The organism is Larkinella bovis (assembly GCF_042655385.1).
Classification (GTDB): domain Bacteria; phylum Bacteroidota; class Bacteroidia; order Cytophagales; family Spirosomataceae; genus Larkinella; species Larkinella bovis.
In genome coordinates this window covers 97037-111668 of the sequence record NZ_JBHSMA010000011.1, presented here as the reverse complement: position 1 = coordinate 111668, position 14632 = coordinate 97037, and the positions used below count along the sequence as shown (strand labels likewise).

General features: G+C 53.2%; 10 protein-coding genes. 6 read left to right on the top strand and 4 right to left on the bottom strand.

Features of this window, described 5'->3' with window-relative positions:
• Positions 1-16: 16 nt before the first annotated feature.
• From ACFPMF_RS23305 to ACFPMF_RS23290, 4 genes are all read left to right on the top strand, one after another.
• The gene (locus tag ACFPMF_RS23305) at positions 17-796 is read left to right on the top strand and encodes a rhomboid family intramembrane serine protease (protein ID WP_379849626.1); all 780 of its coding nucleotides are present in this window, start codon (positions 17-19) and stop codon (positions 794-796) included.
• Between the two features lie 3 nt (positions 797-799).
• Complete coding sequence (locus ACFPMF_RS23300; RefSeq protein WP_379849624.1) at positions 800-1720, top strand: rhomboid family intramembrane serine protease; 921 nt, start codon at positions 800-802, stop codon at positions 1718-1720.
• Positions 1721-2005: 285 nt separating this feature from the next.
• Entirely contained in the window at positions 2006-3940 is a 1935-nt protein-coding gene (gene dxs / locus ACFPMF_RS23295; RefSeq protein ID WP_379849622.1) for a 1-deoxy-D-xylulose-5-phosphate synthase, read from the top strand.
• Positions 3941-4051: 111 nt separating this feature from the next.
• Positions 4052-5320, top strand: a complete 1269-nt coding sequence (locus ACFPMF_RS23290; RefSeq protein ID WP_379849620.1) for an aspartate kinase — start codon at positions 4052-4054, stop codon at positions 5318-5320.
• 30 nt (positions 5321-5350) lie between these two features.
• On the opposite strand, the gene ACFPMF_RS23285 is transcribed toward ACFPMF_RS23290, so the two are convergent.
• Positions 5351-6385 carry a PorP/SprF family type IX secretion system membrane protein gene (locus ACFPMF_RS23285; protein WP_379849618.1) on the bottom strand — a complete coding sequence of 345 codons (1035 nt, stop codon included), beginning with the start codon at positions 6383-6385 and terminating at the stop codon, positions 5351-5353.
• Between the two features lie 255 nt (positions 6386-6640).
• Between ACFPMF_RS23285 and ACFPMF_RS23280 the strand changes: the two genes are divergently transcribed.
• Positions 6641-10738 carry a PKD domain-containing protein gene (locus ACFPMF_RS23280; RefSeq protein WP_379849616.1) on the top strand — a complete coding sequence of 1366 codons (4098 nt, stop codon included), beginning with the start codon at positions 6641-6643 and terminating at the stop codon, positions 10736-10738.
• A 111-nt stretch (positions 10739-10849) separates the two neighbouring features.
• On the top strand, positions 10850-11878 hold the full coding sequence (gene ruvB / locus ACFPMF_RS23275) for a Holliday junction branch migration DNA helicase RuvB (protein ID WP_379849614.1): 1029 nt from the start codon (positions 10850-10852) through the stop codon (positions 11876-11878).
• Between the two features lie 39 nt (positions 11879-11917).
• Here the strand turns inward: ruvB and ACFPMF_RS23270 are convergent, their stop codons facing one another.
• From ACFPMF_RS23270 to der, 3 genes are all read right to left on the bottom strand, one after another.
• Positions 11918-12223, bottom strand: coding sequence for an ArsR/SmtB family transcription factor (locus ACFPMF_RS23270; RefSeq protein ID WP_379849612.1), 306 nt, complete (start codon positions 12221-12223; stop codon positions 11918-11920).
• 166 nt (positions 12224-12389) lie between these two features.
• Positions 12390-13313, bottom strand: a complete 924-nt coding sequence (locus tag ACFPMF_RS23265) for a DMT family transporter (RefSeq protein WP_379849610.1) — start codon at positions 13311-13313, stop codon at positions 12390-12392.
• Positions 13310-14617 (bottom strand): ribosome biogenesis GTPase Der, encoded by a 1308-nt coding sequence (gene der / locus ACFPMF_RS23260; protein WP_379849608.1) that lies wholly within the window; start codon positions 14615-14617, stop codon positions 13310-13312. The genes ACFPMF_RS23265 and der overlap by 4 nt, the downstream gene beginning before the upstream one ends.
• Positions 14618-14632: the final 15 nt, after the last annotated feature.

The window sequence follows — 14632 nt, the reverse complement described above, 5'->3', positions numbered from 1 at the left end:
AAAACGTTACACCTTTATGTCGAACCTTACGCCGGTTGTCAGGGCGCTCCTTTTGATTAATATTGGTTTATTTTTTGTAAAAGCGTCGGGAATCGATCTGATTAGCTCTTTCGGACTGTATTCGTTTCTTTCACCGGCATTTGGTCCGCACCAATTAGTCACGCATATGTTTTTGCATGCCGATTTCTGGCATCTTTTCAGTAATATGCTGGGGTTATTCTTCTTTGGTCCCATGCTGGAGACGGTTTGGGGGAGCAAGCGATTCACCATTTTTTACCTGATTACCGGCATTGGGGCCGGATTATTATTTTCTGGCGTAAACTATTTTGAAGCCAGCCAGTTACGAGATGCAGTGGCTGCTTTCAAAAGTAGCCCGACACCGGAGTCGCTGGAATTGTTCTTGTCGGACCGGGGCCTGCTTGCCCAGGGCGACAATTTTTTACGGGTATTTGAAGAAAGCCCCAACAATCCGTCGTATATGCGGGGAGCGGTGCAACTGGTTACCTCGTATTACGAGCAGCAACTGGCGATACCGATGGTTGGCGCGTCGGGGGCGATCTTCGGAATATTGATGGCATTTGGATTATTATTTCCAAATACCGAACTTTTCCTGTTATTTCCGCCGATTCCCATCAAGGCCAAATACCTGGTGGCATTTTACGGCGCATACGAGTTGTATTCGGGTGTTTATCGGGCGCAGGCCGACAATGTAGCGCATTTTGCCCACATTGGTGGTATGCTGTTTGCCTTCATACTGGTGAAATATTGGGGTAAACAAAGAAATAATTTTTATTGAGTGATGAGTGGACTGTTAGATGACTTCCGGAGCGAATTCAACAAGCCCAACAACACGTTGGTGCAGTTGATTCTTATTAATACCATTGTGTTTTTACTGCTTTTGATCCTGAAAGTCATCCTGACCCTGGCAGAAATGTCGGGCGTCTATGGCCTGATTGTCGATCAACTCCAGTTACCGGCTTCGCTGGGCACTCTCATCATGAAACCGTGGACTATGATTACGTACTTCTTCACGCACGAAGACGTTTTTCATATCCTGTTCAACATGCTCTTTCTGTACTGGTTCGGGCGGCTGATTGACGAATACCTCGGCAATCGGCGGCTCGTTGCCCTGTATATGCTGGGCGGTTTGGCCGGCGGGCTGGCGTATATTGCCATTTACAACCTGCTTCCGTATTTCCACGCCCAGGTGAGCGAAGCCCGGATGTGGGGCGCTTCGGCGGCAGCCTTCTCCGTGGCGGTGGGGGCATCAACGCTCTTGCCGAATTACACCTTTCATCTGCTGTTTTTCGGTCCGGTCCGAATCAAATACATCGCCTTCTTCTACATCATTCTGTCGCTGGCCCGGTCAATTGGCCCCAATGCGGGGGGGGAACTTTCCCACCTTGGCGGAGCGGTGATCGGTTTTCTGTTTATTAAAATGTTGCAGAATGGAACGGATCTGGGCCAACCCATCTACTGGGTCATGGACGGCTGGCAGAGCCTGTTCCGGAAAAAACCGCCGGTTAAGGTGTCGTACCGCCAGCGCAGCAGTGCCAGCATGAGTGCCGGTGCGTATACCGCGCCCTCGTCCTCATCGGCCGTTTCTATGCCGGATCAGGACGAAATCGATGCTATTCTGGATAAAATTTCGCGGTCGGGTTACGAAAGCCTGACGCGGGAAGAAAAACAGAAATTGTTTCGGGCCAGTCAGCGGGGTTAAATCTTAAAATTGTATTTTTCTCGCGGAAATCGTGAAGCGGTTTTTCGCTGAAGAAACAAGGCTATGTTTGATGATTTCACGAAAAGCACCTTAAAATGCAATTTTGGGGTGCTTTTCGGGTCTTTTACCAGGGCGACCTTTCCGGGCGGTTGAATTGGTTCATTGAATAGACAGTTTGTATTTTTTTTGTACTTTTGCCCGGCCATTATTTCATGAACGTACGTTGTAAAACAGTTTGTTATCACAGCGAGTTTATGAAAAACAATTTTTACCAGCCTACTCACTATGTTGATCACACCCGGCAAGCTGCTCGCCAAGATTGACAAACCGGAAGACCTCCGGAATCTAGATCAAACCGCGCTCCCGCAAGTCTGTGCCGAACTCCGGCAATTCATCGTTGATAACGTTTCAGTATACGGCGGGCATTTCGGCGCAAGTCTGGGCGTAGTCGAGCTAACGGTGGCCCTTCATTACGTGTTCAATACACCGGACGATCAGCTGGTTTGGGACGTGGGCCATCAGGCGTACGGCCACAAAATTCTGACCGGCCGGCGCGACAATTTTCATACCAACCGGTTTTACAAGGGCTTGTCCGGTTTTCCGAAACGCAAGGAAAGTCCCTACGACGCCTTCGGCGTAGGTCACTCATCCACGTCGATTTCGGCGGCTTTGGGGATGGCGGTGGCTTCCCAACTGCAAAATAATCCGAAACGACACCATATTGCCGTCATTGGCGACGGAGCCATGACGGCCGGTCTGGCGTTTGAAGGCATGAACCACGCGGGCTCGACAGAAGCCGATCTGCTGATTATCCTGAACGATAACTGCATGTCCATTGACCCGAATGTGGGTGCCCTGCGCGAATACCTGACCGACATTACCACCTCGCCGACCTACAACAAGGTGAAAGACGAAGTCTGGAACCTGTTGGGCAAAATGAGCAATTTCGGCAAAAGCGCCCAGGATATCGTTTCCAAAATCGAAACCGGCCTGAAAGCGTCGCTGCTGAAACAGAGCAACCTGTTCGAATCGCTGCATTTGCGGTATTTTGGTCCCATCGACGGCCATGACATCGATCATCTGGTCAGTGTCATGAACGATCTGAAAGATATTCCCGGACCCAAACTGCTGCACTGTCTGACGGTAAAAGGCAAGGGCTACGGCCCCGCCGAGAAGGATCAGACCAAATGGCACGCACCCGGTTTGTTCGATAAGGTGACGGGTGAAATCAAAAAGAAAGTTTACGATACGCCCCAACCGCCCAAATACCAGGATGTTTTCGGGCATACCCTGGTCGAACTGGCGGAAGTCAACGAGAAAATTGTGGGCGTCACGCCCGCCATGCCGTCGGGGTCGTCGATGAACATCATGATGAAAGCCATCCCGGACCGGGCGTTTGACGTCGGTATTGCCGAACAGCATGCCGTGACCTTCTCGGCGGGTATGGCCACGCAGGGGCAGGTGGTTTTCTGCAATATTTACTCCACGTTCATGCAGCGGGCCTACGATCAGGTCATTCATGACGTCTGTATTCAGGAGTTGCCGGTTATTTTCTGTCTCGATCGGGCCGGTTTTGCCGGGGCCGACGGGCCAACGCACCACGGTGCGTACGATCTGGCGTTCATGCGTTGCGTACCGAACATGATTGTATCCAGCCCCATGAACGAGCAGGAACTTCGTAATCTGATGTTTACGGCGCAGTCTGGTACGATTCAGGAGGGTAAACAGGCCTTTACGATCCGGTATCCGCGGGGGGAAGGCGTTATGCCCAACTGGAAAACCCCGCTGGAGCCGATCGAAATCGGGAAAGGACGCAAAATTCGCGACGGTCGGGAAGTGGCGATTTTGACCATTGGCCCCATCGGAAATTACGCCGTGACGGCCTGCAATCTTCTCGAAAACGAACATATCCAGCCCGCCCATTACGATATGCGGTTTGTAAAACCGCTCGATGAGGCCATGCTTCACGAAATCTTCCAGCGCTACGATAAGGTGCTGACGGTTGAAGATGGTTGTCTGATGGGCGGTTTTGGCAGCGCGGTGCTGGAGTTTATGACCGATCATGGCTATGTAGCCCGCGTGAAGCGGCTGGGTATTCCGGATGCCATTATTGAACACGGCGAACAGATTGACCTGCACCGGGAATGCGGTTTTGACCCCCAGGGCATTGCCAATGCCGTTCGTGAACTGATTTATACCGAGCGGGCGGTAACCGCTTGATAATTTTTCCGGCAGCGCGGTTGGGCCGTTCGTGCGATGTTGAGATGCGGATTTTCGTTGATCGACCGTACCGGCGACTCAACCGCGTTCCTTTTCATTACGGATCGTAAAATGCATGTATTTAAGTTCGGTGGAGCGTCGGTGAAAGATGCCCAGGGCGTTCGGAATGTAGCGGGCATTATCCGGCAACAAGATCCGAAACAATTGCTGGTCGTGATTTCGGCGATGGGCGAAACCACCAATGCGCTGGAACAATTGACCTGGGCTTACCTCCGCCAGCAGCCCGATGTACACAGCCTCTGGCAGGATATACGGGCAAAACACGAGCAGGTGATCAATGAGTTGTCCGGTAGCAATCCGGCGATTTTTGAGCCGGTTTTTGAGCTGTTTGTGGACATTGAAGCTACGCTGAGTCAGGAACCGGATGCCTACAGCCCTCCCGACCGGATTTATGACCAACTGGTTTCGTTCGGCGAACTGCTGTCGACCCGCATCGTTAATGCGTATCTGAACCAATCGGGGCTGGATTCCTACTGGGTGGATGCCCGGCGGCTGATCCGGACGGACGATAGCTACCGTGAAGGAAAGGTCGATTGGGATCAAACCTGTGAATACATCACGGATACACTCGCCGAATTGCTGGATACGAGCGTTGTCATTACGCAGGGTTTTGTGGGAAGTACAGACGAAGGCAACACAACGACCCTGGGGCGCGATGGCTCGGACTATACAGCGGCTATTTTTGCTTACTGTCTCGACGCCGAAAGCGTTACCATCTGGAAAGATGTGCCGGGTGTTCTGAATGCCGATCCCCGCTGGTTCGATGAAACCGTTAAAATCGACCAGTTGACCTACCAGGATGCCATCGAACTGGCCTATTACGGTGCGACGGTCATTCATCCGAAAACCATCAAACCGCTGCAGAATAAGGAAATTCCACTCTACGTGCGGTCGTTTCTGAAACCGGAGGAACCGGGAACCGTCATTGGAAATTTTGAAAAACGCTTGCCCATCCCGTCGTTCATTTTTAAGATGAACCAGACGCTGATTTCGCTGCATCCGAAGGACTTTTCGTTCATTGCCGAAGAAAATCTGAGTAAGATTTTCGGCCAGTTTGCGGAATATGGCATCAAAATCAATCTGATGCAGAATACCGCCATCAGTTTTTCGGTCGTTGTCGATAACCAGCCGGAACGTCTGGCCCGGCTGCTACCGCAGTTGCAGGAAGATTTCCGGATCAGTTACAACGAGGGGCTGGAATTGATCACCATCCGGCATTACGACGAAAAAACCATCGATCGGGTGCTGGTCAACAAAAAGCTGCTGGTCGAGCAGAAAAGCCGCTACACGGTGCAGTTGGTCGTCAAAGACCTTGGCTGACGGTAAACCCTGCCCGGTTTTGGGCTAGCGTCAGAATTTCGGACAGGAGAGCTGTTTGCGGGAGTTGCGGTTTTTGGGTTTGCCCGGGGGCCAGTTTTCGAAGGTGTACGAAAGCGAGATTTCGTGAGCACCCCCGCTGCCGGGGCCGAGGGAGGAAATGGTGGCATCGTAGCTGTAACCGATTGAGAACGCATCCTGACGGAAACCGACCAGGGCGATGAGCGATTCGCGGTTGGTGATGTTGGGCGCGTATTTTTTCAACGGCAGGCCCCGGTACCAGAGCCCGACAACTATTGGCGAGTAGGTCATGTAAACCCCCAGATCCAGTTGATCGTACTTGCCCTGAAACCGGTAATTGACGGCGGGGGAAATGGTTTTTTCACGATCCCATTCGTCGCCCAGACCCGTAAAACCGGCAAATGGAATCCGTAAACCGGCATGAACGCTGCCTTTGAGCGGCAGCCGGCTTTCGTCGCTCACGATAAAAACCCCCTGATTCGGGCGGCTGAGGTGATGGGCGGCTACGCCGATCCAGTACCAGTCGGAATACAGCAAACCGCCGGTCGAGAAATCCAGGTACGACACTTTAGGCGAACCGTTGGTCACGACCGGATCGGTGGTCGGGTTGCCGGTAAAACCGCCGTTATTGTATTGATCACCGAAGGTAAGTCCAAACCAGTTGATGGAGCGGTTGACGTAGGAACCCTGCACGCCCAGGCGAACGAACGTTTGGTCGGCTACCTGAATCTGATACGAGTATTGCAAACCGATGTCGGTCGACCGAATACGTCCCTGGCCTTGGTTATCATTCTGAAGCATCAAACCAACACCGCTGTTATAGCGTTCAAAGAAGTGGTCCACGCTCACCATTGACGTCACGTAGTTGGTCACGGCAGGCCATTGGTTGCGGTAATTGACCATCACACGCGGGGCCAGGGCCGAACCGGCAAAGGCGGGGTTCAGGTACAGGGGAGCCGCGTAGAACTGGGAAAACTGCGGATCCTGTGCCCAAACCGTACCGACGGTTAACCAGCCAAGGAGTAAAAGAATGTAACGTTTCAACATATCTGTATCTTTAATGCAAACAACCTGCCAAACTACTTCCGGTAAACACTAAAACATAAACGTATTTTTGGCGTAAAATTGCACTAACCCGCGTAGATAAAGGTAGCGACCGGCGACGAAATCTATGAGCGGGGACCTATAAAATTTTTAGGGTCGCCATTTCGTTTACAATTTGCCCGGTTTAACACCAATGAAAGCAACGGAATGCAACAAAAACGGGTCAGGCGAGGTACTGGAGATTATTATTGGCAACGAATGACAACCTATACAGGAATGGTACGACGGCTGGGGTGGATGCTTCTGTGTTGGGGGCTATTCGTCGGCATGGCCCGTGCACAAACCGCCGGACCATCGGGCATTAAAGTAAGCGGCAAGTTTTGTATTCCGGATCCGTCGTGCGAAACGGGGCTCATGTTTGAAGATACGGTTCCCAATGTCCGGTCCCGGGTCTGGCGTTTTGGTGATCCCGGTTCCGGTCAGGATACATCGTCGGTAGCCAAGCCCAAACACACGTATAATAACCCCGGCACGTATACGGTGACGTTAACGCGGACGATGCAGGATGGAACTACTCAGACCGCTACCAAGGACGTTCCAATTGGTATCCCTCCGCCCCAGTTTCAGAACTGGCGGACGGACACGATGCTGTGTAACGGGCAGAAGATTACCCTTGATCCGTATCCGAACGGCGCTCCGGCGGGTGCCCGTTTTTTCTGGTATCCGAAAGGCGACACCACCCAGACTATTCAGGTTGATAGCGCGGGCTGTTATTCCGTCGAAGTCTGGATTGGTAGTCAGGCCGACCGGCAAAACGTCTGTTCCGTCGAAGACCGGATCAATGTGCAGGTCTGCGGGCAGCGTCCTCAGCAGCAGGGTGCCAAGTGGTATTTCGGAAATAACGCCGGAATTGACTTTTCGGGCGGGAGTCCCACGGCACTGGACGACGGGAAACTGAACACCATCGAAGGCTCTTCGTCGATCTCCAATACCAAAGGCCAGCTTCTTTTCTACACCGGTGGGATCAATATTTACGACAAGAATGGCAATCCGATGAAACCGCTTAACCCGGCGGATACGGCCCAGTTGCAGGGAAGTCAGAATTCCACCCAGTCGGCGCTGATTGTGCCGCAACCCACCTGTCGGGGCTGCGAATACCTGTACAAAGTGTATACGACTTCCGAGATTAACGGGAAGAAAATTCTGAGCGTGAGTACCGTCGATATGCGGTACAATCAGGGCATTGGGGCCATTGTCGAGAAGAATACGCTGGTCGATTCGATGACCACGGAACGGCTGGCGTCGGTGCGAAACGACCGCGATACGACCTACTGGGTGATTTCCCACGATTACGGCAACAACAAATTCCAGGTTTACCACATCACGAAGAACGGGGCCGAAGGACCGACGGAGTATGCGCTCGGGATGGCGCACGACACGACGACCAAGGGCGAAGGCTACATGAAAATCGGTCCGGCCGATACGACTGGCAACGGAAACCGCCCGCTGGCGGTGGTAGTGCCCGGTCCGCCGACGAACTACGTCGAGGTTTTTACCTTCAACGATTCAACCGGCGTGATGACCGGTGGCCCCCGCATCAATATCGGTCCGGCGCCACCCAAAGCCTACGGGGTCGAGTTTTCGCCGGATGGTTCGAAGCTGTACGTGACATTGCAGGGCGATACGGCGCACGCATCCCAGATTCTGATTTACGACCTGACCAATCCGGACCCGGCGGCCATCGAAGCGTCGAAGTCGGTTTTGGACAGTACCAAAAACCGGGAGTATGGTGCCTTACAGATCGGTTCGGACGGGCGGATTTACGTCGCGATTAAAAACGGGAGCAGTTTAGGAGTGATTGAAAACCCGAACGACGAACTGCTGGCTCCGGCCACGTTTAACCCGAACGGCGTCAACCTGAACGGCCCGACCAGCCAGCTGGGATTGCCCAACATGGTGGCCAATTTCAACGAACCGTCGAGTTCACCCGGTTTTTCGTATGCCGACACCTGTGCGGGTTCGCCGACGCAATTTACGGTGACCCCCATGTGCCCTCCGTTGAAGGATAATTACACCTGGAACTGGGGAGATGGAAGTGCGCCGTTCAGCTCCACGGCCACGCAGGCTACGCATACCTACGCCCAGCCAGGAACGTATTCGGTCAGTCTGCGTATTGTCACCATGCGTTCGGACGGTGGTATTTGTAAGGATACACTGATTACGCAGCAGGTAACCATCGTTAAAACGCCTGATCCCATCAATCTAGGGCCGGATATCGACAGTTGTAGGAACATCGTGACACTCGACGCCAAAGTAGAAGCCGGTCTTTATCTCTGGATACGAAACGGGCGCTTGATCCGAGGGTACAACGGACGAACCTTGCCGGTGACGGTGCCCGGGTCATCGGCGTATAACGGGATTCCGCCGGGGCAGTTCATCGTCATTGCGGCCAACGGCGGCTGTTTTTCAAGCGATACGATTAACGTAACCTTGCGTCGGCCACCCAATTTCAGCTTAGGCCCCGACACTACGGTTTGCCTCAATGGCTCGATTACGTTATCCGCTCCTGGCAACGCCTGGACCAGCTTCCAGTGGAGCAACGGTTCGACCGGACGGACTACAACCGTTGACAAAGCTGGCGAGTATTCGGTCATTGTGAAAGATATTAACGGTTGCGAAAATACAGACACGGTGGCGGTTGTCGCCCTGCCCAAACCGGCCGTGACGGCCTTCCTGACCCCCCCAACCGGTTGTACAACCGCCGACGGCAGCATCCGGCTCAGCGTGGGCTCGGCCACCGTCCGGCGCTATGAATGGAGCTTTGGCGGGCAACCGATCGGCGATACCACCGCGCTGTTGCAGGGAATCCGGGACGGTGAGTATTCGGTTCGGATCATCAGCGATAATGCCTGTACGGTCGATACAACGATAACGCTCCGGTCCAACAATAGCATTGAGTTGCAGGCACAACCCAAGACGGCTCTGTGTACGGTTCCCCAAAGTGGCTCGATCCAACTGACGATTGTCCGCGGACGACCGACGGAATTTATCTGGCGGGATGCCAGCGGTACGGTCGTCGGCAACGGTTCCGGTCTGACGGGGATCGACGGCGGGGTTTACAGCGTCGAAGCGCGGGATGCGGGCGGCTGTCTGGATACCCTGAACAACATTCGGGTGCCGGTCGATACCACCGGTTTTGTTTCCCTGGGTCCGGACCGGGGTAAATGCATTGGCGATACAATTCTGCTGGCGACGCTCGTGCAAACGCCCGGCGATGTTTACCAATGGAATACGGGCCAGACGACCCCCTCGATCAATGTGACCACCCCCGGGCCCTACCGGCTGACGGTTCGTAACGCGCTGACTGGCTGCCAGGGTTCCGATGAGATTGTGGTGAGCTTTAATCCCAAGCCGATCGTCGAAGCCGGGCCACCGCTGGAAATCTGTGCCAATGCCCCAATTCTGACGCTCAGCGGAGCAACACCGGCGGGCGGTTTCTGGACGGGGCGGGGCGTCGATAGTACGGGGCGGTTTACGCCTGCCGATAGCCTGGCGGGAACCCTGCCCATTGTACTGACGTACTGGGCCTCACAGGGCGGCTGCGAAGCTTCCGACCGGAAGATCGTGTTCGTTCAATTGCCGCCGACGGTCAGCCTGGGACCGGATACGACCTTATGCCCAAGTCCGGACTTTCGCCTGGAGGTGACGGCATCGACGGGGGCAACCTACCAATGGTCAACCGGTGCAACGACGGCCTCCATTCAGCCCTCGGCTTCCGGGACCTACTCGGTGGTGGCGACCCAGGGGGCCTGTAAGGTTTCCGACGAGGTGAAACTGACGTTTCTGCCATTGCCGAATTTCAGCCTGACCAAAGAGGTTCCGTTGTGCGTGGGCGACAATGGCAAGGCGGTTTTGCAGGCGACAGGTGCCAGTGATCTGACCTATTTCTGGCCGCACTCGGGCGACAGCACGCCCCGGATAACCGTTCTGGATGTGGGCAAATACGCCATACGGGTAACGGGGACGAATGGGTGTGTGCGAACCGATACGGCTTTTGTGGTCGATAAATGCGAACCCCGGGTGGTTATTCCGGATGCTTTTACACCGAACGGCGACGGCCAGAACGACTTGCTGGATGTCTTTACATCTTACGTTACGGATTTCGAATTTCGGGTATTTAACCGCTGGGGCGAAGTGATCTTTTTCTCGAATGATCCGGAACAGAAATGGGACGGTCTCTACCGGGGGCAGGCCTACCCGTCGATGGTTTACGCCTATTCGATCACCTTCAAAAGTTTATATTATCCGGAACGGCCAAAAGTCGTAAAACGGGGGTCGATTCTGCTGGTCCGGTAGCGGAAATTTGGCCGAAATGTCGTATATTTGAATGAAATCAGCGCTTGTTTAAACGGCTGAAAATCAGGCTTAGTTTACTTTTAAACAACAAATGCTTTCATTCAGAGAACTATGCGGAAAGACATTTTGAAAGGCACCGGCGAAGGCATGACGGCCACCGAAAAGGAGATCGAACGCGCTTTGCGGCCGCTGTCGTTCGAAGACTTTACGGGCCAGGCGAAAGTCCTGGAAAACCTGAAAGTTTTCGTAATGGCCGCGCTTCAACGCGGAGAAGCCCTCGACCACGTGCTGCTTCACGGCCCTCCGGGTTTGGGCAAAACCACGCTCTCCCACATCATTTCCAACGAGTTGAACGCCGGCATCAAGATGACCTCCGGGCCGGTGCTCGACAAGCCGAGCGACCTCGCCGGTTTGCTGACCAATCTACAGGAAAACGATGTGCTGTTCATCGACGAGATTCACCGGCTGAACCCGGTGGTGGAAGAATATCTCTACTCGGCGATGGAAGATTACAAAATCGACATCATGCTCGATTCGGGGCCGAATGCCCGGACGGTGCAGATTAAGCTGAATCCCTTTACACTGATCGGGGCGACCACGCGGGCCGGTTTGCTAACCTCGCCCCTGCGGGCCCGGTTTGGGATCAACGCCCGGCTGGAATACTACGATGCGGTCCTGCTGACCACGATTGTCAAACGGTCGGCGGCCATTCTGGGAACCCCCATCGAGGAGGAAGGGGCTTACGAAATTGCCCGCCGGAGCCGGGGAACCCCGCGGATTGCCAACAACCTGCTCCGCCGGACCCGTGATTTCGCGCAGGTCAAAGGCAAGGGAATCATCACCGTGGAGATTGCCGAAATTGCGTTGCGGGCGCTGGATGTGGACCAGAACGGCCTGGATGAAATGGATAACCGGATTCTGACCACGATTATTGATAAATTCAAGGGCGGCCCGGTCGGTATTTCGACCATCGCGACAGCCTGCGGTGACGAAGCCGAAACGATCGAGGAAGTTTACGAGCCGTTTTTAATTCAGGAAGGGTACTTGAAACGAACGTCACGGGGACGGGAAGCGACCGAAAAGGCGTACCGGCATTTAGGAATAGTACCCGCCTACCGGGATGGGGAGTTGTTCTCCTGAGACGTAAAAAGGGAAGCACGTTACGTGCTTCCCTTTTTACTACATCATGATTTTACTGCGGTAGATGCAGTCGATAATTTCGGCAATCGAACCGTCTACCAGAAAATAGTAGATGTTTTTGCCGCTTCGCCGAATTTCAAGAATCCCTTTATCGCGCATATTGATCAGGTGATGAGAAATCAACGACTGCTCTGCGTTCAGATTCTTGTAAATGGTGGATACATTTAACTCCTTGTGCTCATTCAGCATCTGAATGATTTTGATGCGCAAGGGATGCGCAACCGCTTTCAGGACGTAGGCGGCTTTCTCAATCTTTTTTTCGTCATTTGGTACGGATTCTTTCATGATTCTTGTGCGAATTAGGTAGTAAAGTAGTTGAAATATAGTTATTTATACATTATTTCCAAAAAATATAAATAGCTAAAAAAATATGTTAATTTATTTAAAAAGACTCTAAATGACGGTTTTGTCTGACAACTTACTCTTTATCAGAGTCTCTGTGTCTTTTTGGTTACTTACGGCCTTTCCAGCCAATTAGAAATACACCCAGCAACACCAGCAGGGTGCCCAGAAACTGAACCAGGAAAATCGTTTCATGCAGGAAGGTTGTCGCCAGCACGATGGTGAAAATCGGACCGATGCTGGCGACAATCGAGGCATTGCCTGAACCGATTCGCTTGATTCCTTCGGCAATCAGAAAGGTCGGAATAACCGTTACTAAAATAGCCATCAGCAGAGCCAGTTGATAAACCGGGGCCGGAAACCGGAATAAATCCAGGCCGTTGACCAGGGCGCAGTGAATGACCGTGACGACCGTCGCGGCTATCATGGCGTAACAGGTGTACCGCTGCGCGCCGATCCGGGCAATCATTGAATCACTGCCAACCAGATAAACCGCGTACACCAAACCGCTTAAAATCACCCAGAAAGCGCCCAGGAAGATGTCTTTCTGCTGGCTGGAATGGATGTTGGGTACAAACGCCAGAAAAATCCCGGCATACGTCAGAAACAGCGCCAGAATCTGCAACCGATTCACCCTGCGGCCCAGAAAAACCGCCCTAACGAGAAGCACGAACGTCGGATACACAAAAAGCAGAATCCGCTCCAGACTGGCCGTAATATAGATCAGGCCCAGAAAATTCAGGAAGCTCGCAATGTAGTACCCCGTAATGCCCAACATGGCCAGCACCAGCCAGTTTTTGCCGGAAAGCCGGGCCGGAGGAAGTCGACGGGATAAATAAAGCGCAATGCCCACGTAAAAAGGCAACGCAAAAACCACGCGCAGGGTCAGCAGCGAAATCGTGTCGATCGGGTATTGGTAGGCGAGTTTGATCAGAACACCTTTTAATGCAAAACAAAACGCTGCCAGAAAAACCAGCAGCGCTCCAATCCAATACCGCATCCGGGAGAATGCTGTAGGGGATGATACCATCATTTTTGTCGGAAAAATAACGTGATTGGCGCTCCGTCAAAGCCAAAATGCTCGCGCAGTTTATTTTCCAGATACCGGCTGTACGGTTCCTTGATATACTGCGGCAGGTTACAGAAAAACACAAACGTCGGCGACGGCGTCGGGAGTTGAATCATGTATTTGATTTTGATCATCTTCCCTTTCGTCGCCGGGGGCGGATAGGCGTTGATTTCCGGCTGCATGACGTCGTTCAGCTTTGAAGTCGAAATCTTCATATGCTTGTTCTCATAGACCTCCATCGCTTTTTCCATGACCTGAAAAATCCGCTGTTTTTCAACCACCGAAGCAAAAACGACGGGCAGGTAATCAATCGGAGCCATGCGCTGCACGATTTCCTTTTTCCACTGATCGGCGGTTTTGGTATCTTTCTCGATGGCGTCCCATTTGTTAACCATCAGGACGACGCCTTTTTTCGCGCGCACCGCCTGCCCGATGATGTTCATATCCTGCGCTTCCAGACCCCGGGTGGCATCCAGCATCACAATGACGACATCCGACTCTTCCAGCGCCTTCAGGGATCGCATAACCGAATAAAATTCGATGTTGTCCTTCACCCTCGACTTGCGCCGGATACCGGCCGTATCGGTCAGAATGAAATCTTTTCCGAAGGCTTTGTACCGCGTGTCGATGGCGTCACGCGTGGTGCCGGCAATATCGGTTACGATGCTGCGTTCTTCGCCGATCAGCACGTTCAGGAACGACGATTTACCGACGTTCGGGCGGCCCAGAATAGCAATCCGCGGAATACCGGCGTGCGGATCTTCCACCCCCGAATTGGGAAAGTGTTTGACCACTTCGTCGAGTAAATCGCCCGTTCCGGTACCGGTCAGCGACGAAATGGGATAGGGGTCGCCCAGGCCCAGCGCGTAAAACTCGCCGACCAGGTTTTGCCGCTGGACGGTTTCGGCTTTATTCGCCACGACAAAAACCGGTTTTTTCGACCGCCGGAGTACGTTCGCAAAGTCCTTGTCCAGATCCGTCAAGCCGGCCATCGAATCGACCATAAACAGCACGACCGAGGCTTCATCGATGGCAATCTGTACCTGTTCACGAATTGATTCTTCAAAGACGTCATCCGAGCCAACGACATAACCGCCGGTATCGATTACCGTGAAGTATTTTTCTGTCCAGTCGGCATACCCGTAATGACGGTCACGCGTGACACCCGGCTGGTTATCCATAATGGCCTGTCGCTGCTCCACCAGGCGGTTGAACAGCGTCGATTTGCCCACATTCGGGCGGCCTACAATTGCTACAATATTTGCCATAATTTAAAAAGAGGA